This window comes from Alistipes senegalensis JC50 (assembly GCF_025145645.1).
In the GTDB taxonomy this organism is placed as follows: domain Bacteria; phylum Bacteroidota; class Bacteroidia; order Bacteroidales; family Rikenellaceae; genus Alistipes; species Alistipes senegalensis.
The window spans coordinates 1800131-1824323 of sequence record NZ_CP102252.1; the positions used below are offsets into that span (position 1 = coordinate 1800131).

A 24193-nucleotide genomic window follows, 5' to 3' on the forward strand; every position below is an offset into this window, starting at 1 on the left:
GCGGCTATGAAACAGGAACGGTCGAAGGTCAAAAGCGATATTCTGCTGCGGGTGAGGCTTCTCTACGTGCTGTTCATCCTCGCCGGGGGCATTGTGCTCGCACGGCTCGTCTGGGTGCAGCTGTTCAGCGCGGAGGTGGCCTACAACGCCGACCGCCTCGCCGGGCGCATCTTCACCGAGGAGGTGATCCCGGCTCAGCGGGGCAGCATCCTTTCGCGCGACGGCGAACCGCTGGCCACGTCGATTTTCCGCTATCAGGCCGCGTTCGACTTCGCCTCGCCGGGGCTCGATTCGCTCAAGACATTCCGGGAGCAGGCCGACTCGCTGGCCAAACTGCTGGCCGCCTTTTTCCGGGACAAACCCGCCTCGGCTTACTCGAAGAGGTTCCGCGACGAACACGCCCGCCGCTACCGGCTGGTGAATCCCCGCGACACCTCCTACCTGCGCTCCGAGGGGTGGTTTTCGCGGATGATGGACCGCATGCGGGGCGAGGAGTATGTCACGCGACGCATCTACGACACGATCCGCGACCATACGCCCGTGATGATCTTCCCCCGCGAGGTGGATTACGCCGAGTGGGAGACCCTCCGGCGCTATCCGCTGTTGAACTGGAATATGGGCATGGTCTACCGGCTCATCGAGCGCGACGAACGCATCTACCCGCAGGGCGAACTGGCCCGCCGCACCATCGGACTGACGGGCGACAAGGGCAATTACGGCATCGAGGAGGCTTACCGCGAGGAGCTGGCCGGGCGCGACGGCAAAGCCGTGCGGCAGCGCATCGCGCGCGGCTTTTACGGCCGGGTGGCGGGCGGTGACCATGTGGACCCGGTGGACGGCTTCGACGTGGTGACGACGCTCGATCTCGATTTGCAGGATGTGGCCGACAAGGCCCTGCGGCGGCAGCTGGAGCAGCAGAACGCCCTGTGGGGCACGACGATCGTGATGGAGGTCCGCACGGGCGAGATTCTGGCGATGGTGAATCTCGGCCGCAATGCCGACGGGACTTTCGCCGAACGCGAGAATTACGCCCTGGGGCGCAGTATGGAGCCGGGTTCGACCTTCAAGCTGGCGACGATGCTCACGCTGCTGGACGACGCCGAAATGCCGCCCTCGACGGTCTACGACACCCACGACGGCGACCCGGTGACGGTGGGCCCGGCCAAGAACATCCGCGATTCGCACCGCGGCGACCGCGAGATCGACTTCCGGCGCGCCGTGGCTTCGTCGTCGAACGTCTACTTCGCCAAGGCGATCTGGGACCGTTACGGGATCACGGGCAAGAAGCAGGAGTACAGCGATTTCCTCCATAAGGAACTGCATCTGGGCGAAACCGTCGGGCTGGAACGCCTCGGCGAACGGAAACCCTCGATCACGACCGACTGGAAGGTCCCCGACCCGGGGGTGATGCTGGTCAAGATGGCCTACGGCTACCGCGTGCGGATGGCTCCGATTCAGGTCATCACGTTCTATAACGCCATCGCCAACGACGGAAAGATGATCTCCCCGGTGCTGGTGCGCGAACTGCGCCGCGGCGAACGGGTCGAGGAGGAGTTCGAGAGCCGGACCATCGCTTCGTCCATCGCTTCGCGGTCGGCTCTGCGCGAGGTGCGCGCCTGCTTGCAGGCGGTCTGCACGGAGGGCACGGCCAGCGCGTTTTTCCGTGACACCACCCGTGTCCGCGTGGCGGCCAAGACCGGCACGGCGCAGATCACCTCGCCCACCGAGGGCGGGCGGCCCTATCTGGGTTCGATGGTGGCCTATTTCCCGGCCGACGAACCCCGCTATACGGTGCTCACGACCATCGAGACCCGTGCGCAGCCCGGAAAAGCCTACTACGGAGGTCCGCTGGCGGGTCCCGTCGTGAAGCGCATGGTCGATTACATTTACAACCGGGGCCGCGACTGGTATGCCCGGATCGACGACGACGGGCCGCGCCGCTATCCCGAGCGGATGAAGGGCGGCGACATCGCCCAGATCCGCCGCGTGGCCGACAAACTCTCGCGCCGCACCTCGTTCGACAGCCGCACGGGGTGGGGACGCGCCACGGTGGACAGCCTTGCGAACGTTTCGATCACCAGTCTGCCCGAAGACCGGAGCGTGATGCCCGACGTGCGCGGGATGGGGCTCAAGGACGCCCTCTTCATCCTCGAAAGCCGCGGCCTGAAGGTCCGCTTCACGGGGCAGGGGGCCGTGACACAGCAAAGCATCTCCGCCGGAACCCGCATCGTGCCGGGGACGGCGGTGAGTATAACATTGAAATGAAATGAAGAAACTTTCTGAACTGCTGGAAAATACGACGGTCGGGGCGCTGTACGGCGACGGCTCGGCGGCGATCGCCGGACTGACCTACGATTCGCGGGCGGTGAAGCCGGGCGACTGCTTCTTCGCCGTGCCGGGGACGCAGAGCGACGGCCACGACTACATCCCGTCGGCTGTTGCGAAGGGCGCCGCGGCGGTGGTCTGCGAGCGGATGCCCGAGACGGCGGCCGAAGGCGTTGCGTATGTCGTGGTCGAAGACTCGGCGGGGGCGATGGCCGACATGGCGGCGGCGTTCTACGGCTATCCGAGCCGCGAACTGAAACTGGTGGGCATCACCGGAACCAACGGCAAGACCACGACCGTGACGCTGCTGTACGACCTCGTGCGGGCCCTGGGCTACAAGGCCGGGCTGGTCTCGACGGTGGTCTACAAGATCGACGGCCGCGAGATCGAGGCGACCCACACGACCCCCGATCCGATCCGTCTGAACGCCATGATGCGCGAGATGGCCGACGCCGGATGCGAATTCTGCTTCATGGAGTGTTCGTCGCACGCCATCGTGCAGGAGCGCACGCGGGGGCTCGACTTCGCCGGCGGCATCTTCTCCAACATCACCCACGACCACCTCGACTATCACAAGACCTTCGCCGAATACATCCGGGCCAAGAAACTCTTCTTCGACGGACTGCCCAAAGGGGCTTTCGCGCTGACGAACGCCGACGACCGCAACGGCCGCGTGATGGTGCAGAACACGGCGGCCGCGGTGAGCACCTACTCGCTGCGTGCGATGGCCGATTTCCGCTGCAAGATCGTCGAGATGCACCTCGACGGCATGCTGCTGCGCATCGACGGGCAGGAGCTGTGGGTGGGGCTGCTGGGGCGGTTCAACGCCTACAACCTGCTGGCGGTCTACGGCGCGGCGGTCCTGCTGGGGCTCGACCGGAGCGAGGTGCTGCGCGTCCTGAGCGTGCTGCACGCCGTGAGCGGCCGCTTCGAGAAGGTCCGCGCGGCGAACGGCACGACGGCCATCGTGGACTACGCCCACACGCCCGATGCGCTGGAGAACGTGATCCAGACCATCGAGGAGATCCGCACGCCCGGCCAGCAGCTGATCGTGGTGTGCGGCTGCGGCGGCGACCGCGACCGGACCAAGCGGCCCGAGATGGCGCAGATCGCCGTGAAATACGCCTCGACGGCGATCTTCACGTCGGACAATCCGCGCCACGAGTCGCCCGAGGCGATTCTCGACGACATGGTTGCGGGGCTCGATCCCGGGGTGCGCTACCTGCGCATCGCCGACCGGGCCGAGGCGATCCGCACGGCCGTGATGCTCTCGCGTCCGGGCGACATCCTCCTCATAGCGGGCAAGGGGCACGAGACCTATCAGATTGTCGGCGACGTGAAACACCATTTCGACGACCGCGAAGAAGTTCGAAAATCGTTCGAACTTCTCAATTAAAAATTGAAAATGAAGAATGAAAAATTTTTTTCAATTTGGATTTTCAACGTAACCCCCCCCCTCCCGCTGTCGTAATTTTTTTAATTTTTAATTCTTAATTTTTAATTGAGATAATGCTTTATCACCTTTTCAAGTATCTGGACGAAGCCTATAACCTGCCCGGTTCGGGCATGTTCCAGTACCTTTCGTTCCGCGCTGCGGCGGCCGTCATCCTGTCGCTGCTGATCGTCATCATCTTCGGACGCCGGATCATCGACTTCCTGCGCCGCAAGCAGATCGGCGAGGAGATCCGCGACCTCGGGTTGCAGGGCCAGCTGCAAAAGAAGGGCACCCCCACGATGGGCGGCGTCATCATCCTCATCGCCATCCTGGTCCCGATGCTGCTCGTCGGCAACCTGGGCAACGTCTACGTCCGGCTGATGCTGGTCTCGACCGTCTGGCTGGGGCTGATCGGCGGTCTTGACGACTACATCAAGGTCTTCCGCCACCGGAAGGAGGGGCTGAAGGGCCGCTTCAAGATCGTGGGGCAGGTGGGCCTCGGCATCATCGTCGGCACGACGATGTGCCTGTCGCCCGACATCGTCGTCCGCGAGAAGGTCACCCAGCCCGAGCAGACGGTCTACACGGATGCCGACGGCACGGTGGTCGGGAGCGTCCAGCGCAACGTGGTGCTCAGTTCCGAGAGCCTCAAGACCACGCAGACGACCATTCCCTTCGTCAAGAACAACGAGTTCGACTACGGCTGGCTGACGGGAGGAAATTCCACGGCGACGTGGCTGCTCTACGTGCTGGTGGCGATCTTCGTGGTGACGGCCGTGTCGAACGGCGCCAACCTCACCGACGGACTCGACGGACTGGCGACGGGCGTTTCGGTCCCGATCGTCGCGGTGCTGGGCGTGCTGGCCTACCTTTCGGGACACATCGTCTACGCCGACTACCTCAACATCATGTACATCCCCGACAGCGGCGAGCTGGTGGTCTTCGCCGCGGCGCTGGTGGGTGCGCTGGTGGGATTCCTGTGGTACAACTCTTTCCCGGCGCAGATATTCATGGGCGACACCGGGTCGCTGGCCATCGGCGGCGTCATCGCCGTCTTCGCCCTCTGCATCCGCAAGGAACTGTTGCTGCCGCTGCTGTGCGGGGTCTTCCTCGTCGAGAGCTTCTCGGTAATGATGCAGGTCGGCTACTTTAAGTACACTAAACGCCGCTACGGCGAGGGGCGGCGCATCCTGCTGATGTCGCCGATCCACCACCACTATCAGAAGAAGGGCATCTTCGAAACCAAGATCGTCCTCCGCTTCTGGATCATTTCGCTGCTGCTGGCGGCCATTACGTTGGTAACGTTGAAGATAAGGTAATATGAAACAGATCGTCGTTCTGGGCGGAGGGATCAGCGGCTACGGTTCCGCGATCCTCGCCAAAAAGAAGGGGTTCGGGGTCTTCCTCTCCGACGCGGGGCGCATCGCCGACCGCTACAAGGCCAAGTTGGACGAATGGGGCGTCCCCTACGAGGAGGGCGGCCACACCGAGGAGCGCATCCTCGCGGCCTCGGAGGTCGTGAAGTCCCCTGGGATTCCCGACACGGCGCCCATCGTGTGCAAAATCCGCGCGGCGGGCATCCCGGTGATCTCCGAGATGGAGTTCGCGGGCCGCTACACGGGCAAGGCCCGGTGCATCTGCATCACGGGATCGAACGGCAAGACCACCACCACGTCGCTCATCTACAAGATCATGCGCGACGCCGGGATGAACGTCGCCCTCGGCGGCAACATCGGCGAGAGCTTCGCCTATTCGGTCGCCACGGGGTCGTACGACTGGTATGTGCTGGAGCTGAGTTCGTTCCAGCTGGACGGCATGTATAGGTTCCGGGCGCATATCGGCGTGTTGATGAACATCACGCCCGACCACCTGGACCGCTACGACCATTGTTTTCAGAACTATGCCGATTCGAAGATGCGCATCACGCAGAACATGACCTCGCGCGACTGGTTCGTCTACTCGGGCGACGACGCGGTGATCCGCGATCAGCTGCCGAAATACGACCTCCGGATGCGCCAGCTGCCGTTCATGGCCCATGCGGCCGTGGCGAGCGGCGCGGGCGACGCCTTCCTGTGCGACGGGAAGTTCACGGCGACGGCCGGCAAGGCATCGGTGGAGATCGACACCGCGAAGCTGCGGATCAAGGGGCTGCACAACGCCTACAACGCTATGGCGGCGGCTTTGGCGACCCTCGCGGCGGGCGTCGCCCCGGCGAAGATCCGCAGGTCGCTCTACGATTTCGCGCCCGTCGAGCACCGGCTCGAACCCGTGGCTGAGAAGGGCGGTGTGCTGTGGATCAACGACTCGAAGGCCACCAACGTCGATTCGGTCTACTATGCGCTGGAGAGCATGACGCGTCCCGTGGTGTGGATCGCCGGCGGCACGGACAAGGGCAACGACTACGAACCCCTGAAAGCCTTCGCCCGGGCCAAGGTCCGCACGCTGGTCTGCATGGGGCTGGACAACGCCAAGCTGGTGAAGGAGTTCACCGGGGTGGTTCCCGAGGTGGTTTCGACCGATTCGCTCGAAGCCGCCATGACGGCCGCGAAGGCCGCGGCGCGCCCCGGCGACGCGGTGCTGCTGTCGCCCGCCTGCGCGAGCTTCGACCTGTTCAAGAACTACGAGAACCGCGGCGAGCTGTTCAAAAACTGGGTGACGGAAAAGGCTTAGGACGATGTACCGGGACGAGATGAATGACGAACGTGCGGCGGCCGAACTGGCCCGCGACGCCGCGCCCCGGCGCCTCCGCCGGAGTGCGCCCGCGGACGAGGCGTGTGCCGCGGAGGGAACGGCCGGTGCCCGGGAGGGGGACGAGGGGCCCCGGTTCCGCTTCTTCACGGGCGACCGGGTGCTGTGGATCATCCTCGCCGCGCTGGCGGTGATCTCGGTGCTGGTGGTCTACTCCTCGACGGCCAAAATGGCCTACGACGCCCATACGGCCCGCACGACGGCGCATTTCCTGCGCCAGCAGCTGATTCTGCTGGTCGTCAGCGTTCTCGTCATGCTCGTCGTGCAGCGGATCGACTGCCGCATCTATAACTACCTCGCCCGGCCCGCCTATTTCCTCTCGGTGGCGCTCACCGTCGCCGTCTACTTCATCGGCGCCACGACCAACGGCGCGGCCCGCTGGATTCCGCTGGGACCCTTCCAGTTCCAGCCCTCCGAGGCCCTGAAGGTCGCCACGGTGCTGTTCCTGGCCCAGCAGCTGGCCGGGCGGCAGTCGAAGATCGACAAGATACGCATCGTCCCGACGTGGAGGTTCTGGACCTGGCGTTCGTCGCCCGAGCAGCGGAAAATCTGGCGCGAGGGCACGTGGCCGATCCTGATGCCGGTGGCCGTTTCGGCGCTGGTGATCTTCCCGGCGCACACTTCGTCGGCGGTGCTGGTGTGCCTGGCGTCGTGGGTGATGATGCTGATCGGCCGCGTGCGCTTCGGCGAGCTGATGAAGCTCGTGGGATGGGGCGCCGCCGCCATCGTCGTCGTCATGACGCTCAACCTCGGGCGCAGCGAGACCGCCGAAGGGCGCGTCTCGACGTGGATTCACCTCTGGACCGAATCGCAGACCGAGAAGCCCATCGAACACCTCTCCGACACCGAACGCTCGATGATCGCCATCTACAACGGCGGCATTCTGGGCGAGGGCGCCGGACAGAGCGCCATGCGCGTGGAGATGATCCACCCCGAGAGCGACTACGCCTATGCCTTCTTCGTCGAGGAGTACGGCATCATTCTGGCTGTCGTGCTGCTGATGCTCTACCTGTGGGTCTTCTTCCGGGGGATCGAGATTTTCCGCCGCTGCGGAACGGCTTTCCCGGGGCTGCTGGTGCTGGGGCTGGCGTTGCTGATAACGTGTCAGGCGCTGCTGCACATCATGGTCACGGTGAACCTGATTCCCGAGACGGGGCAGACCCTGCCGCTGATCTCGCGCGGCGGATCGTCGATGCTCTTCACGATGATCGCCTTCGGGATGATCCTCAGCGTCAGCCGCCAGAACGACGAACAGTCGCACGACCGGCCGAAAAACGAAACATTGTACGAAAAGTAGCTATGGAAGAGATTCGATTGGACAAATACCTTTGGGCGGTGCGGATTTTCAAGACCCGCAGCGACGCCGCCGACGCCGTCCGCACGAACAAGGTGACGGTCAACGGCTCCTATGCCAAGCCCTCGCGCGAGGTGAAGATCGGCGACGTGATCGCCGTGCGCAAGCAGGCCGTGACCTACTCCTACAAGGTGCTCGATCGGGTGTCGAGCCGCCAGCCGGCCAAGAACGTGCCGGAATACTGCCTCAACATCACGCCGCAGGAGGAGCTGGACAAACTCAACATGCCCCGCGAGACGATCTTCGTCTTCCGCGACCGTGGCACGGGACGCCCGACCAAGAAGGAGCGCCGCGAGCTGGACGGGCTGATGGAGGAGATTTACTACGACGACGAGGAGTAATTGCCTGAGCCGGGCGCGGAACTGGTTTCGAAGCTCTGGTAGCTTGCATCGCCCATAGAACCCGGCTCTTAGCCGGGGCGCAGAACTGGTTCCGAACCCCGGGCAGCCTGGCATCGCCTCTGAACCCCGGCTCTTAGCCGGGGGCGCAGGGCTGGTTTCGAAGCTCTGGTAGCTCGCATCGCCCATAGAACCCGGCTCTTAGCCGGGAAAAGAGAGACCCGGCAGGAGCGCAACCCCTCTCTTTTTTCCTGAAGAATTCAAAAAAAGGAAAAAAGGAGGCAACCTGCCGGGCTCTTTATTCAGCGGAATCCGGCAGGACGCAAAAAAGAGAGGCGGCGCCGAATCCTGCATCCTAAGGCTTTTGGCGGGCCCGCAACGACAAGAAAACAGCACACACCCCTCGGGGTGGTACTGTATCTTCGTTGCATAAAATTCGCCAAAATTTTAGGATGCGATACAATGGAAATATGTCAAGAACGCAATAAAGTCGGGGAGGCTTTACGCAGTAAAGATAACGAAAAAGTCGGGCAATGCAAAAAAATATTTGATAGCGTAGTTTCTGCGGCAGGACTGAACCGGGGAAAATAGAAAAAGGGCGGCGCTGAATCCTTAAATCTGAGGCTTTTGGCGGGCCCTGAACAAACAGAAAACAGCACACACCCTTCCGGGGGTGCTGTATCATTTGTCCATAAAATTTGCCAAAATTTCAGATGCCGATACAACGTAATATGTCAAGAACGCTATAAAGTCGTGACTCTACCTAACAAAGGTAAAGAAAAAAACCTGAAATGCAAAAAAGCGGCCCGAAAGCCGCTTTTCTTATTTTTTGTTGAAATTGGTCATCGTCAGCTGCGTCCCGACGGTCGTGAACGACCGGATGGCATCGACGAAAACCTTCAGCCGGTCGGGCATGGCCGTCCGCTCCTCGTCGGACCACTCCCCGAGCACATACTCCACCTGATGCCCTTTGGGAAAGTCGCCGCCCACGCCGAAGCGCATCCGGGCGTACTCCTCCGTGCCGAGCAGTTCGGTGATGTTTTTCAGTCCGTTGTGGCCGCCGGCGCTCCCCTTCGGACGCAGGCGCAGCGTGCCGAACGGCAGCGCGATGTCGTCCGAGATGATCAGCAGGTTTTCCAACGGAATCTTCTCGGCCTCCATCCAGTAGCGGACGGCCTTGCCCGAAAGATTCATGTAAGTCGAGGGTTTCAGCAACACCAGCGTCCGGCCCTTGTGCCGGACTTCGGCGATGTCGCCGTAGCGGGCCGTCGTAAAAACAGCGTTGGACGCCTCTGCGAGGGCGTCCAACACTTTGAAACCGATGTTGTGGCGGGTTCCGGCGTACTCGGCGCCGATGTTCCCGAGCCCAACAATGAGGTATTTCATGCTCCGGATTATTTCTCGGCGGCAGCGGCGCCACGCGATGCGCGGGTCACGCGGACGGCGCACACGGCGGTCGATGCCGGAGTCACGAATTTCAGGTTCTCGATGGAGAGGTCGCCGACGAAGATGGTCTTGCCGACACCCAGCGTGGTCACGTCTACGACGATCTCGTCGGGCAGGTTCTCGACCAGGGCGCTGACGACCAGCTTGCGGGCCGACAGGGTCAGTTTACCGCCGACCTTCACACCCTCGGCGTTGCCCGTCAGGCGCACCGGAATGGCGATCGACACGGGTTTGCCGTCGGCGATGCGGAAGAAATCCAGGTGGAGAATCTCCTCACGGACGGGGTGGAACTGGGCCTCGCGCAGCACGGCCAGCTCTTTCTTGCCCTTGATGTCGAACTCCACGATATAGGAGTTGGGGGTGTAGATCAGGGGTTTGATCTCGCGGGGATCGACCGAGAAGGTCTCCGTCTCGCCATTGCCGCACAGTACGCAGGGCACCATGCCTTCGCGGCGTACAGCCTTGGCTGCTTTCTTGCCGAAATCGCTGCGTTTCACAGCCTTTACCGAAATAGTTTTCATGGTAATCGTTTGTTTTTTAATGTGTTTCCTTCGGCGGTTCTCAATGCGGCCTCTGCGGACCGCATCCCATTTCCGCCTGCTTTCGGAGCGCAAAGATAGTGTAAATAATCAGGAATTAAAAATGAAAAATGAAAAATTAAGAATTGCCGATCCGCTCTTTTGAATAGGAAACAGAGGATTTTGAACGGAATCGTCATCCTGCATATCCTCTTTGCCGTTTACCTTTGTGACGAATCACCGAATGGAAAAGATCATGGACAGAACACTTTTGCGGTTATGTATTCTTTTTTTGGCATCCGTGTTTCCGGTGTGCCGGCAGTTTGCGGCGCGACCCGGACAGACACTCTCCGCGATCCGGGTCCTATGGAACGAACCCGGAATTTCCGGAAGCGTCGAGGTCCGCAACGGGGAGCTGCTCCGGTTGCGGGTCATCGGCAGCGGCCGGACACCCGAGGGAAGCGAATTTCGCATTGCGGGGCGGCAGTTCCCGGGAATAGAGCTGCAAATCGCCTCCCCGGATCTGGCGCCCGGACCCGGGCCGACGCTGGTGACGGTCAGGACCTCTCTCCATGCCTTCTCTTTTTTCCTCCGGGACGTGAACTCCTCCTGCCCGATCTATCTGCCCGCATACGGCGTTGCCGTGGTGCCTGCGGAGGACGGCAGGGACTATGCCGGAATCGAACGCGAGATACTTTCCCGCGGACTCTCGACCAAAGCCCGGCGGGCCGACCGGGAGCCCGAAGCCTCTTTCGACCGGGTGGCCGCCCGTACACGGAACATGAGCGTTCCCGTCTGGCTGGGGCTGGGCCGGGATATGCGCATGTTCGAGATCACCGAGGAGTTGCAGGATACGCCCAACGAGGATAAGATTGTCAAACCTACGATGTCTTCGGCGGCTTTCGGCCTGCCGGAGACGGCCGGCCGGCCCTTGTTCTACCGCTATGCCCTGGGACGGGGCGTCGGGGCGCTGAACAACATCCGCCGTTCCTTGGAGGAGGGTGTTTTGCCGATCTATCACGCTGAAATGCGCGACGACGACATCGTTTATCATTCGGTGTCGTTCGCCGCACTCGAAAGTTCGTCTCTCGGACCCGGTGCCGTGCAGGGGACGCATTACATGATCTCGGATGCGTACAGCCCCGGGCGGGTCTTCACCGAGACGCAGCAGAGGCAGTTGGAGGAGGTCCGTGCGCGGACGAAGACGCCCGCCGAGGAGACGGTGCTCTATTGCCGCACCGAGATTCGCAATACGGGGCGTGTTCCCCGGTATGCCTGGGTGAAGGTTCCTTTTCCGGGTGTGGACGCGGCCTACGGATTCGAGCCCGGAACGGGATTTTCGGGCTATTCCGAAGAGCGTGTTTTCTGCATATCCCGCTGGAACGGCCTTCCGATGCCCAACGAAGAACTGGCGGTGCTGCTGCAACCGGGCGACACGGCATTTTTCGAATTCCGGATGCCCCACTCCCCGGTCTCCCGGACCCGGGCGGAGCGGCTCGGCGAAAGGCCGTTCGACGAGGTTTTTGAAAATTGCAAGGCTTATTGGAAGGGGCGGCTCGCCGCGGCCGCGCAGGTCTGCCTGCCGGAGAAGCGGATCGACGAAATGGTGCATGCCGGACTGCTGCACCTCGATCTGAATACGATCGGCGAAGGCCCCGACAAACCGCTGGCCGCAAAAGCCGGAGTCTATTCCCCGATCGGGACGGAGAGTGCGCCGATCATCCAGTTCTATTGCTCGATGGGGTGGACCGATCTGGCGCGCAGGTCGCTCGATTATTTTATGGCTACGCAGCAGGACAACGGCCAAATCATGAACTATTACGGTTACACGATCGAAACGGGGGCCGTGCTGTGGTGTGCGGGTGAATATTTCCGCTACACCCGTGATACGGCGTGGATCGAACGGGTGCGTCCCCGACTGCTGAAAGCCTGCGGATTCCTGACCGAATGGCGGGCGCGCGACGGCAAAGACGGCTCGGGCATGATCAGCGGCAAAGTGGCCGATCCCGAAGACAGTTATCATCAGTTCATGCTCAATGCCTATGGGTATTTGGGGATGAGCCGCATGGCCGAAGTGATGGAGGCGTTGGGAAAGCCCGAAGCGGAGCGCCTGCGTGCCGAGGCCGACGACTGGCGGCGTTCGATACGCAAGGCTGCGCTGGACAGCTGGGCGACCTCGCCGGTCGTACCGCTGGGCGACGGGACCTGGTGCCCGACGCTTCCGCCCTGGACGGAGGCTCCCGGTCCCCGGTTGCTGTATCAGAAACCGGAAAAATTCCGTTCGCACGGGACCTTTACCGTGCCCGATGCGGGACTGAGCCCTGCCTATCTGGTCTTCGGGGAGGTGTTCGGACCCGAGGAGCCGCTTTCCCGAATGCTGATGACCTATATCGGAGAACTGATGTGTCAGGGGAATACGGGGTTCAGCCAGCCCTATTATGGCAGATTGAACTGGTGGTGGCTGCAAACGGGCCGTACCGGGCCGTTTCTCGACGCTTATTACACCGCCGTGTCCGCTCATGCCGACCGGGAGACGTACAGTTTCTGGGAGCATTTTTATCGGCTGAGCTCCCATAAGACGCATGAGGAGGCCGGGTTTCTGATGGAGACCCGCTGGATGCTCTATCAGGAGCGGGGCGATACGCTGAATATCTTCCGGACGATCCCCCGGAGTTGGCTCGAAGCAGGGAACCGGATCGTTTTGAAAGACGTGCGGAGCTATTTCGGTTCCGTGGATGCGGTTGCCGAGGGAATCAGGGAGGGGCGGCTCGAAGCCGTCGTCTCCTGCGCCGGGGAGCGGAAGCCGCGCTGCGTGGCCGTGAGGCTCCCGCATCCCGGGAACCGTCGGCCGTCGAAAGTCTCCGGCGGTCGCTATGTTCCCGAAACGGAAACGGTGGTGATCGACGATTTCGGCGGACAGGCACGGGTCGTTCTCGAATTTGAATAGAATGGTTATGAAATCGAATGTCTTGTTGTGGGCCGTCACGATGGCGGCGTCGGGGCTGTGTCTGCATGTCGCCGGCAGCCCTTCCGGCTCCGGAGAGTCGGAAAAAGCGGCAGCCGGAAATATCCGGGATTATCTTCATGCCGAATTTCCCTGTGCCGTGACGCAGGTCGATGCCGGGCTGGAAAGCATAAGGGTCTGCGGGCGGACGGACGGTGACGGTCCGTTCAGTCTCTGCGAACTGATGCCTTCCGGGGAGATCGGCGATGCCGGGGCGTTCCGGTGCCGGCTCGGGGAGAAGGAACTCGTTTTCGACCGGACTTTCGACCGTTATGCAATGCGGGAGGGCGTGTCGTATGACCGCACATTGTCCCGATGGGTCATCGTCAGGACCGGGGACCCGGAAAACCGGCCGGTGTCGCATGCCCGCTATGCGGATCGGATCGAGCCGCAGCAGCTGACTCAGCCGCTTTCCCCCGCCTCGAAAAAGGGGTTGGGGGATGTGCATGCGGATTCGCTGATGGTCCGCGATCTGGACGCACTCGGCATCACGAGCGCTACGGTCAATATCCGGATCACGACCTTCATGTACTCCCGGCCCGGGCCGCGGCGGATCGAACATGTCTACGGAGGGGAGAAATACTATTTCGATGCGGGATATGTGGGGGCGCTCGATGAAACGTTGGGGGTTTGCCGGGACCGCCGGATCGCGGTGGCGGCGATCATCCTGATCAACAATGCGGCCTCCGCCGCCGATCCCGTGATCGGGCCCTTGCTGCAACATCCCGACTACACGTCCGAAGGGAACTATTCGATGCCCGACATGTCTGCTTTCCGCAGCGTCCGGGCCTATGCGGCGGCCCTCGATTTCTTGGCCGGACGCTATTGCCGGCCGGACGGGCGTTACGGCCGGATACATTATTGGATCATGCACAACGAGGTGGATTCGGGACTGGAATGGACCAACATGGGACCCGGCAAACCCGTGGAGGTTTATATGGATGCCTATGTGAAATCCATGCGTTTATGCCACAGCATTGTGCGGCGCTACGACGCCCATGCCTGGGTGATGGCATCGCATACGCATGCGTGGGCCGTTGCCGACAATCCGAAGACCTATGCCACGCGGGAAATGCTGGAGATTCTGAATGACTATTGCCGGGCCGAAGGGGATTTCAGATGGGGCCTGGCTTTCCATTGCTATCCCCACAGCCTTTACGAACCCAAGACGTGGCTCGATGAAAAGGCGCTGTATACGGACGATACGCCGATCGTCACCTACAAGAATCTGGAGGTGCTCGACCGCTGGATACGGTCGCTGCGAAACTGCTACGAGGGGCGGCTGAAGCGTCCTCTCTGGCTGTCGGAGAACGGAACGAACTCGCCGAGCTATTCCGAACGGGACCAGTGCGAACAGGCGGCGGGGTTTGCGTGGGGATGGAAAAAGATCGCCGCGCTGGACGGAATAGACGCCCATGTGTGGCACAACTGGGCGGACCATGAGAAGGAGTACGGTCTGCTCATCGGTTTGCGCAAGCTCCCCAAAGAGGGGCGGGAGCCGAAAGAGGTCTGGCATGTCTACCGGGCGGCGGGGACTCCGCACGAAGAGGAGGCGTTCCGGAAATACCTGCCGGTGATAGGCATCGGCGACTGGAATATCATTCGTGATGTCCCCGATTCCTGTAATCTTTCGGCGACACGCCGAAGTGCTTTTTGAAAATTACCGAAAAGTGGGTGTAGTTGCTGAACCCCACGTTTTCGGCCACCTCGTAAAGATTCCACGAGCCCTCCTCGATCATCTCTGCGGCCCGCCGCAACCGGTATGCGCGGATGAAATCGGCGGGAGCCATGTTGGTCAGTCCTTTCAGCTTGCGGTAGAAGCTGGTCCGGCTGAAAGCCATTTCGCTTGCGATCTCGTCGATGTTCAGCTCCATGTCGGACAGCGACTTTTCCAGCAGCTCCATCAGCTTGTCCATGAATTTGCGGTCGAATGCGTTCAGTTTTACCGGAGGCTCCTCCCGGCCGGTTTTCGACCGGGCTGAAAAATAGTAGCTGCGCAGCTTGCTCCGGTTGCGGAACTGGTTGCCGATCAGCAGCAGCAGGTATTCGACGTTGAAAGGCTTGCAGACGTAGGCGTCGGCCCCGTGCGTCAGTCCTTCGATCTGTTCGGGCATCGAGGTTTTCGCCGTGAGCAGGATTACGGGGATGTGGCTCAGGTCCGGATGCTGTTTGACCCGGGCGCACAGTTCGTAACCGGACAATCCCGGCATCACTACGTCGCTCAGGATCAGGTCCGGGCTTTCGCTCTGCAAGATTTCCCACGCTCGGGTGCCGTCGGTCGCCTCGATCACGTTGTACTCTTCGCCGAGCATCTGTCTGAAATAGATCATCAGTTCGGTGTTGTCCTCTGCCACCAGAATCGTGTATTCGTGTTTCCCGGCGTCTTGCTGTTCCGATGTCCGGCCGATGTCCGCCGGGATCGGGGATTCGGCGTCGGATTCGGGGATGCCGGCTCCCGCTTTCTCCTCCGGAGAGTAGATGTCGCCGGAAGGAAGGATGAACGAGAATTTCATTCCCGTCGGCTTCCGGAGTTCGGCGATGATTTTTCCGCGGTGCATCTCGACCAGCCGCAGGGTGTAATGGAGTCCGATGCCGCTTCCCGTGTAATCGGGTCTCAGCCCCGCGGGAGATTCGATCTGGCGGTACCGGACGAACAGTTCGCCGAGCTTGTCCTCGGGAACTCCCGGCCCGTTGTCGGATACGGAGATCTCCAGATACCTTTCCTGCGGGGATTCTATTCCGTAGTGTTCGTGGACCTCCAGGATGCTGCGCTCCTCGGCGACGATCTCGATCCGGCCGTTCTCGGGCGTGTATTTCATGGCGTTGGAGAGCAGGTTGTGCATGATTTTCTCGATCTTGTCCGGATCATACCAGATCTCCAGAGGACGGACCTGCGGGGAGAAGACGACGGATATGTTCTTTTCGGCGGCGACGATCCGGTAGCTGTTGACGATGGTTTCCAGTTCGGCCGCAATGTCCGCGCGGACGATTTTCAGCGAGAGCATGCCGTCTTCCATCTTCCTGAAATCCAGCAGCTGATCCATCAGCCGGTGCAGCTGGCTGCAATTCCGGTGGATCGTCGTCAGCAGTTTCCCGGCGCTGCTTTCCGGGTCGATCAGCCGCATGAGCTGCTGGGTCGGGGCGGAGATCAGCGTCAGGGGTGTGCGCAGTTCGTGGGAGATGTTGGTGAAAAAGGTCATTTTCATTTCGTTCACGTCCTGCTCCCGTTTGTGCTCGTTGGCTTCCAGCTCCAGACGCTCCTGCTGGAGCCGGATTTTGATGCGCAGGTTGGTGAAGAACAGGATGGCGGCCGTGAGCAGCAGGATATAGACGGCCCAGGCCCACCAGGTCGCCCACGGAGCGGGCTTCACGGTGATCCTCAGTGTCGCGGGGACGGCGCTTTCCAGTCCGTCGCCGTTGATGGCCTTGACCTGAAAGACATAGTCGCCCGGAGTGAAGTTGGAGTATGAAGCCCGGCGGTACTCCCCGACGAAATTCCATTTTTCGTCGAAGCCTTCGAGCTTGTAGGCATAGGTGAGTTTGCGCGGGGACAGAAAGTCGATTCCCGAATAGTCGATCGTGATGACCGAGTGTTTGTGGGAGAGCGTGATCCGGTCGGTGCAGGAGACAGGCTTTTTCAGTACGGAGCCCTTTTCCGCCGGAACGACGCTTTCGTTTTTGATCTTCAGGTCCTCGATCACCACGGGCGACCGGCGGTCGTTCCGGGTCAGGACCTGGGGGTCGAAAAAGGTCAGTCCGTGATTGCCTGTGAAGAATAGGGTGCCGTCGGAACGGAGCAGGCTCGCCTTTTCGTGGAAAAGGTTGCCTTTCGTGCCGTCGTTCTCGAAGTAGTTGGTGATCGCCATGTCCCGGTCGATCCGGGATATGCCGTAAGCGGTGCTCAGCCAGATGTCGCCCGTACGGTCCTGCCGGATGCAGGTGATGTCGTTGCAGGGAAGTCCGTCCGCCATGCTCAGCGTGCGGTATTCCGAGCCTTTTACATACATGACCCCTTCGTTGTAGCTGCCGAACCAGATTCGCTGCTGGGAGTCTTCGAAAATATCAATGCAATGGCGGCTGATGGCCGAGGTCTCGGGCGACGGCATTTTTACGGGCGAAACGGACATGGTCTGCGAATCGATGGTGTAAACGTCGTTCCCGAATGCGGAAAAGAGCAGCCGGCCGTCGGAAAGCAGGTAGACTTTGGAGATGTTGCCGGAATATATCTTTTCCAACGCTCCGGGGAGGGTGCCGTTTCGGAGCAGGAACAGTCCGCTGGCCAGTCCGAACCAGATATTTCCGGCCCGGTCTTCCGTGATCGTCGCGGACCCGATTCCCCGGTGCGGGATCGTGTGCAGCACGGCGATCTTGCCGTCGCTGTCGTATGTTGCCACCGCGAGCTGTTCCGCGCCGGCGATCCACAGCCGGTGCCGTGAGTCGATGAAGAGCTCTTCGACCAGATTGTTCGTTTTGAATATCGGGGAGTTCGAGGTGTCGTATCTTCTGACCGTGCGGTCCTTGCCGTAAAACCAGAGCCCCCGGTAGCGCGTTCCCACCCACAAGTTCCGGTGTTCGTCCTCGACGATCCGCGTGGAGAAAACATCCTTGAAGGTGCCGTCGATCTCGTGGTCGAGATTGAAAAAACTGTGTTGGGGATTGATCACGGCGAAGCCGTTGTCGAACGACCCGATCCATACGTTGTCCTGCCGATCGACGTAACAGCACAGGGGTTCGCGCGAATGGAGCGGTTCCGTATATTCGGGCGGGTCCTGCTGGAGGGTTTGGCGGAGAGCGTCGTAGAGGAATATTCCGTCGGCCGAGGTCCCGATCAGGTATTTGAGCGGTCGGATCTCCCGGATGAAGTGGATGTAAGCCTTGTTCAGGGCCGGATTCGACGCCAGAATGGCCGGTGTTTCCAGGAAGGAGGCTGTCGCCGGATCGAAAAGGGTAATGCCCGAACCGGTTCCGAGCATGAATATCCCCTGGGGATCGGGACAGATGCAGGTCACGCTTTTGTCGCGGTCGAGCGCAACGGGCGTCCAGACCGCTCCGTTCCGGCAGGCCAGTCCCCTGTGGGTGCCGGCCCACAGGTTCCCCGACTTGTCTTCCACCAGCGTGCTGACCGTAGCGGCCCGGAGGTTTTCGTCGGGAACCATCTCCACGCATCGGTTCTGCGGGTCGATTTTCCCGATGCCCGAGGTGGTGGTGGCCCAGATCGCGCCGTGCGAGTCTTCGGTGATGGAGAGCACGTAACGCGGGCCGGGCATCTTGTAACGCAGGAACCTGTCGTGCGTGAAGTCGTAACGGTTGATTCCCGTGCTGGTGCCGACCCACAGCTGGTGGCGGGAGTCGAGAAAAAGACTATATATCATGTCGTTGTCCAGCGAAAGCGAATCGTTCTTGTCGTGGAAGAAATGCTTGAATTCGTAGCCGTTGTAGCGGTTCAGCCCTCTCGCCGTGGCTATCCACACGTATCCGAGACTGTCCTGGCAGAAGTTCCGGACGCACAGGTGGCTCGGATTGGGCGAGACGGCGCTGCCCGGGCGGGCGGCATAGTCATGCGTCCCTCCCCGGGTATGGCAGGATAAGAAGCTGAACAACAGTATACATAGGGAGGTTCTGATCGACATAAGGTCCGGGTTTTCGTCAAAAGGTCAAGGAAAGATAAGTAATTTTTCAGGACGGAACAACGGGGGTACCGGAAAACGAAATAATTTGAACGAATTTACAAAGTTTATCGGAAACGGATCGACCGGGATATGAAAAAAATTGAACGGGGCGAGACTCTTGTTCTGTTATTTTATTAAATAATTTTGTCATACCTGAAATCAACCTTTAATCCAGCCTATGACAAATTCTTTTTTCTATCGGTATGCCGGATTCCGGCGGTTCATTTTCGAGAATCCAAAAATTGTCAACTAACCCATCATGTTATGCTAAAACTTTTACGTTCCGGAATAACATTCCTGATTCCGGTGTTATTCTCGTTTTTCTGTGTCGGGCCGGTCTTTTCCCAAAACCGGCCGCTGACCGTCAAGGGTGTGGTGCGTGATGCCAACGGTATGGAGATGGCGGGCGTGACGGTTCTGCTCAAAAACTCGTCGGTGGGTACGGTCACCGATTCGGGCGGCGCCTTTACGATTTCGGTCCCCGGCAGGGAGAGCGTGCTCGTCTTCTCTTTCATGGGCTACAAGCCCGAGGAGGTGCCCGTCGGCACCCATCTCGCACTTGAAGTCACGCTGCGGGAGGAGGCTTCGGCCATCGAGGACGTGGTCGTGGTCGGCTACGGTGTGCAGAAGAAGGTCTCGGTGACCGGCTCCGTCTCCTCCGTGAGTGCCAGCGACATCAAGAAGAGCACTTCGGCGAGCCTGTCCAGTGCGTTGGCGGGCCGGATTTCGGGTCTGGCTTCGACCCAATCGACGGGCGGCCAGCCCGGTGCCGATGATGCCGTGCTTTACCTGCGCGGCGCCGGTACGACCAATGTGACCAGTCCGCTGATCCTGATCGACGGTGTGCCCCGTGACAACATTCGCACGATCGATCCCAATGAGGTGGAATCCATTTCGGTGCTGAAAGATGCTTCGGCGACGGCTGTTTTCGGAGTCCGCGGCGCCAACGGCGTCATCCTCATCACCACGCGCCGCGGCCAGGAAGGCAAGGCCAAGCTCTCGATCAACGCGACGCAGAGTTTCGCCACTTTCGCCAAGCGTCCGGAGCGCCTGCACTCGCTGGACTACCTGCGCATGCGCAACGAAGCGCTGACCAACGACGGCAAGGCCGGGATCGACCCCGAGTTGTTCGCCATGTACGAGAACCCGCTCAAAGGGCTCGATCCCAACGACCCGGACTATGCGGCGAAAGCCGCCAACCGGCGCTACCTCTATCCGGACATCGACCAGTACCGCGCGATGTTCAAGCAGTTCGCGCCCCAGACCACGGTCAATGCCAATGTGTCGGGCGGCACGAAGCGGCTCTCCTATTTTGTCAATGTGGGCTACACCTATCAGGGCGGCCACCTGAAAACCGAACCCAAGTCGAAACTGGGTTACGATGCTTCGATGCGTATGAACCGCTGGAGCTTCCGTTCGAATCTCGACTACAAACTGACCGAGTCGCTGAAAGCGTCGCTGAATCTGGGCACCTATATCGAGACGGTCGGTATGCCGAGTTATTCGGTGGCCGGATTCGGCGATCCCCAGACGATGACCGGCGCCATGTTCTGGTACTCTTCGCTGATGCTTCCGCTGTCGCCCGGTCCGCTGACGCTTCCCGATCACGGGGTGGGCATTCCCGGAGGCGGTTTCCTGGGCGCTTATTCCCCGGTGACGGGCGGAACCTATCTTGCCGTTTCGGGCTACGAATATGCCAACGGGTTCGGCTACCACAACCGGGTCAATGCCAACCTGAACTCCACGTTCGCACTGGAATGGGATTTGGGCAGACTCGTGACCAAGGGTCTCGTGCTGCGCGGCATGATCTCTTACGACGCCGTTTCGCAGACATCGACCGAGGGTGTCAAGCGCAGCAAGAACTACGCCCTGCAAGTGGGCAGCGACGGGGAGTCGTTCAACTACATCAACAATTTCACCGACGATATCAACATGATCGTCTACAAGGGCGCCGGTACGTCGTACAAGATCAACATGCAGGCGATCCTCTCCTACAACCGCACGTTCGGCCGCCATACCGTGGGCGCGACGTTCGTGGCCCAGCGCGACCATTGGGAGTCGGGCGGCGGTGAAATGCCTTACAACGTCGTGGGTATCGCGGCGCGCGCCACCTATGATTACGATAACCGCTATTTCGCCGAATTCAACCTCGGTTACAACGGTTCGGAACAATTCTCTCCCGCGAAGCGTTTCGGCGTTTTCCCCGCAGTGTCGGTCGGTTGGGTGGTCAGCAATGAATCGTGGCTGAAGGACAACAATGTTCTGACCAACCTCAAATTGCGCGCCTCCTACGGCAAAGTCGGCAATGACCAGATGAACGCCGCCCGTTTCATGTATCTCGACCAGATCTCCGTAGCAGGCGGCGGCTACCTCCCCAGCCTGGGTCTGGGCCAGCGTATCAATGAAGCGATCGTCGGCAATACCGGCATCACCTGGGAGACAGCCTCGAAATACAACGTCGGTGTCGATGTGGGACTGTTCCGCGATCTCTCGCTTTCGGTGGACCTCTTCCGTGAAGACCGCAACGACATTCTCACGCAGCGCAACACGATTCCTGCGTTCCAGGGCATCACGGCGGCGCAGCTGCCCCGTGTCAACATGGGCGAGGTCGAGAACAAGGGCATCGAGTTCGAGGTGAGCTATAACAAGCAGATCACCAAGGACCTGCATCTGTCGATCAGCGGGAATTTCGGACTGAACCGCAACGAGGTGAAGTTCGCCGATGAAATTCCTCTCGGCGAAGGGTATGCCTACCAGTACCGCAAGACCGGCTATTCGCTCGGTCAGGAGTTCGGATACCTGATCGACCGGTCGAACAACGGCGGGTACTGGACCAAGGAAACGCTCGCTTCGACGGATCTCGTCTATGATTTCGGCACGCCCCGTCCCGGCGACTTCGTCTACCGCGATCTCAACGGCGACGGCCATATCAACGAACGGGACATGGCGCCTGTCGGCAACGGCACCGTGCCGCGCCGCACCTACGGCCTTTCGCTCGGGCTGAGCTGGAAAGGACTCGATTTCAGCGTGTTCTTTCAGGGGCTGGGCGGCTTCCATTCCGTCTACCTGGGCAATATGGTGACCGAAACCGCCCTGGAAGGTTCCTATTTCAACTGGCATCGCCATGCGTGGACCGAGGAGCGCTGGAAGAACGGCGATAAGATCACTTACCCGGCTTTGGGAACGTCGAACAACACCAATCATCAGCGGAACGACTTTTTCATTCAGGACAAGACCTTCCTGCGGCTCAAGAACATGGAGATCGGCTACACGATTCCCGCACACCTGCTGCGCAGGGCCGGCATTACGAATCTCCGCATTTTCCTGAGCGGTCAGAATCTGGTCACCTGGTCGCGGCTGCTGGCCGATCACCTCGATCCGGAGCCTTTGAACCCGATGCACTACCCGCTGACCCGGATGTTCAACATCGGTGTAAACCTTTCTTTCTAACCCGAGGAATACCAAGATTATGAAATTGACGAAATTATATCGTGCAGCGGCGGGCTTGCTCGCTTTGGCGACAGTGAGCGCCTGTGAAAGCGCCCTGGACATGGCTCCCGACGGATATGTCTCCATTCCGCAGATTTTTCAGGACAATGAGCAGACGGGCGCCTGGCTGAACACCTGTTATGAATACATTCCCGAAATGGGCATCAAGTTCCATTACTGGTCGCGCGGTCTGGTGGTTTGGAGCGATGAGGCATGGGACAGCGACGAAGGGGCCGGTCTGATGTCGGGCTTGCTTTATAAGGGGCAGGCTTCGGCCGACAACCACCCGATCGTGAATCTCAGCGCCAATTTCGGCAACGGCGACTACTGGAACCGTTATTGGGCCGCTATCCGCAAGTGCGCCGTCTTCCTGAGCTACATCGACGGCGCCAACGTTACCTCTCAGTCCGACAAGATGCGCTGGAAAGCCGAAGCCCATGTGCTTCGGGCCTATTATTACAGCGAATTGCTGCGCTGGTACGGCACCGGCCTGCCCATCGTCCGCGAGGCTTATGCGCTGGACACCGACTTCGGCAAGGTCGTCAAGCCGAGTTTCTACGAATCGGTGCAGTTCGTGATCGAGGACTGCAATGCGGCGCTGGCGATTTCCCAGCTGCCGTGGCGCATCACGACTGCTGCCGAGGCGGGCCGCATGACCAAGGCCGTGGCCGAAGCGATTCGCGCCCGCATGATTCTCTATGCGGCCAGTCCGCTCTACAACGACGGGCAGGACCATTGGGACGAGGCTTACCGCATAACCAAAGAGGCGGTGACCAATCTCAAAAAGAACGGCTACGCACTTTACGACAAGGTCAACTATCCGGAATTCAAGGAGGCGACCGCTTTTCTGCCCAACGACGGAGCGGCGCTCTACAACGAGTATTTCACCTCGACGATGGAATACACCGCCGATCCGGCCGATCGTGAGACCATTTACCAGAACAAGGCGGATCAGGGGGCGGTCTTCCAGATGGACGGCATCGGCATCAACGGCGACAAGTCGGGGACCAATCCCTCGCAGGAGCTGGTCGATTGTTACGAAACAGTCGATGGCGAGCCGATTCTCGACCTGGCGAATCCTTACGAGGACGAGATGCACCTGACCCCCAACTACAATCCGGAGAACCGCACTTACGATCCGCAGAATCCGTATGAGAACCGTGATCCGCGCTTCTATGCCTCGATCTATTACAACGGTTCGAAACGCCACTGCTACTGGAAGGTCACCGAAGACCCGAAATGTATCGAGAACTATCCGGCCGAACCCGGCACCCGCACGCGCATCATCGCCACCTACCCCGAGGAGCCTTTCACGGGCCTTATGGGGGCCGGCCAGGGGTCGCAGCGGACCCGGACGGGATATTACGAGCGCAAGTTCCTCCATCCTTACGCGGCGCCGACCTATCCGGGCAGTGCCGGGGCGAATTTCAAGATGTTCCGTTTGGGCGAAGCGATTCTCAACTTCGCCGAGGCGGCCGCCGAAGCCGGACATGAGGACGAGGCCATCGCGGCCGTGAACGAGATCCGCAGCCGTGTCGGTATGCCGGGACTCGATGCCGGCCTGAGCGGCGACGAACTGATGCTGCGTATCCGCAACGAACGTCGTGTCGAGCTGGCCATGGAGGGCTTCCGCTATTACGACGTGCGCCGCTGGTCGCTTCCCTCCGGGGACCTTTCGGAGACCGACCGTTACCTGACGGCGGCGCGCGTTACCCGGAACGGGGACGGCACGTATTCCTATGCCCGCCAACTGGTCGGGGAGCGGATGTGCTATCAGAACAAATTCCTGTGGCTGCCCATCCCGCTGAACGAAGCGAATCTCATGACGACGCTGACGGGCGTGAATTGGCAGAATCCCGGATGGTAA

Annotated in this window: 13 protein-coding genes; 10 read left to right on the forward strand and 3 right to left on the reverse strand. The window is 60.6% G+C overall.

All coding sequences use genetic code 11. From position 1 onward, the window contains the following. Positions 1-6: 6 nt before the first annotated feature. The 6 genes from NQ519_RS07080 (at position 7) to NQ519_RS07105 (ending at position 8203) form a co-directional block, all read left to right on the forward strand. Positions 7-2265 carry a penicillin-binding protein gene (locus NQ519_RS07080; RefSeq protein WP_019151867.1) on the forward strand — a complete coding sequence of 753 codons (2259 nt, stop codon included), beginning with the start codon at positions 7-9 and terminating at the stop codon, positions 2263-2265. A gap of 1 nt (position 2266) precedes the next feature. Further along, complete coding sequence (locus NQ519_RS07085; RefSeq protein WP_019151866.1) at positions 2267-3721, forward strand: UDP-N-acetylmuramoyl-L-alanyl-D-glutamate--2,6-diaminopimelate ligase; 1455 nt, start codon at positions 2267-2269, stop codon at positions 3719-3721. Between the two features lie 113 nt (positions 3722-3834). Further along, positions 3835-5079, forward strand: a complete 1245-nt coding sequence (gene mraY, locus NQ519_RS07090) for a phospho-N-acetylmuramoyl-pentapeptide-transferase (RefSeq protein WP_019151865.1) — start codon at positions 3835-3837, stop codon at positions 5077-5079. Between the two features lies 1 nt (position 5080). Then, positions 5081-6430, forward strand: coding sequence for a UDP-N-acetylmuramoyl-L-alanine--D-glutamate ligase (gene murD / locus NQ519_RS07095; protein ID WP_019151864.1), 1350 nt, complete (start codon positions 5081-5083; stop codon positions 6428-6430). Between the two features lie 4 nt (positions 6431-6434). Further along, a complete protein-coding gene (locus NQ519_RS07100; protein ID WP_019151863.1) occupies positions 6435-7805 on the forward strand; it encodes an FtsW/RodA/SpoVE family cell cycle protein in 1371 nt (456 codons plus the stop codon). A gap of 2 nt (positions 7806-7807) precedes the next feature. Further along, positions 7808-8203: an RNA-binding S4 domain-containing protein gene (locus NQ519_RS07105; RefSeq protein WP_026076752.1), complete on the forward strand. Its 396-nt coding sequence runs from the start codon at positions 7808-7810 to the stop codon at positions 8201-8203. Positions 8204-9022: 819 nt separating this feature from the next. On the opposite strand, the gene pth is transcribed toward NQ519_RS07105, so the two are convergent. Together pth and NQ519_RS07115 are read right to left on the reverse strand one after the other, a co-directional pair. Beyond that, the gene (gene pth / locus NQ519_RS07110) at positions 9023-9586 is read right to left on the reverse strand and encodes an aminoacyl-tRNA hydrolase (RefSeq protein WP_019151861.1); all 564 of its coding nucleotides are present in this window, start codon (positions 9584-9586) and stop codon (positions 9023-9025) included. A gap of 8 nt (positions 9587-9594) precedes the next feature. Beyond that, positions 9595-10167, reverse strand: coding sequence for a 50S ribosomal protein L25 (locus NQ519_RS07115; protein WP_026076751.1), 573 nt, complete (start codon positions 10165-10167; stop codon positions 9595-9597). A 298-nt stretch (positions 10168-10465) separates the two neighbouring features. Here NQ519_RS07115 and NQ519_RS07120 point away from each other — a divergent pair, with 298 nt between their 5' ends. Both NQ519_RS07120 and NQ519_RS07125 read left to right on the forward strand, forming a co-directional pair. Then, complete coding sequence (locus tag NQ519_RS07120; RefSeq protein ID WP_019151859.1) at positions 10466-13111, forward strand: glucosidase family protein; 2646 nt, start codon at positions 10466-10468, stop codon at positions 13109-13111. A 7-nt stretch (positions 13112-13118) separates the two neighbouring features. Beyond that, positions 13119-14825: a DUF5722 domain-containing protein gene (locus tag NQ519_RS07125; RefSeq protein WP_019151858.1), complete on the forward strand. Its 1707-nt coding sequence runs from the start codon at positions 13119-13121 to the stop codon at positions 14823-14825. On the opposite strand, the gene NQ519_RS07130 is transcribed toward NQ519_RS07125, so the two are convergent. Beyond that, positions 14767-18798: a hybrid sensor histidine kinase/response regulator transcription factor gene (locus tag NQ519_RS07130; RefSeq protein WP_026076750.1), complete on the reverse strand. Its 4032-nt coding sequence runs from the start codon at positions 18796-18798 to the stop codon at positions 14767-14769. The two genes, NQ519_RS07125 and NQ519_RS07130, sit on opposite strands and share 59 nt — an antisense overlap. A gap of 303 nt (positions 18799-19101) precedes the next feature. On the opposite strand from NQ519_RS07130, the gene NQ519_RS07135 reads away from it, so the two are divergent. Together NQ519_RS07135 and NQ519_RS07140 are read left to right on the forward strand one after the other, a co-directional pair. Further along, a complete protein-coding gene (locus NQ519_RS07135) occupies positions 19102-22287 on the forward strand; it encodes a SusC/RagA family TonB-linked outer membrane protein (protein WP_147513238.1) in 3186 nt (1061 codons plus the stop codon). Positions 22288-22306: 19 nt separating this feature from the next. Next, on the forward strand, positions 22307-24193 hold the full coding sequence (locus tag NQ519_RS07140) for a RagB/SusD family nutrient uptake outer membrane protein (protein WP_026076749.1): 1887 nt from the start codon (positions 22307-22309) through the stop codon (positions 24191-24193).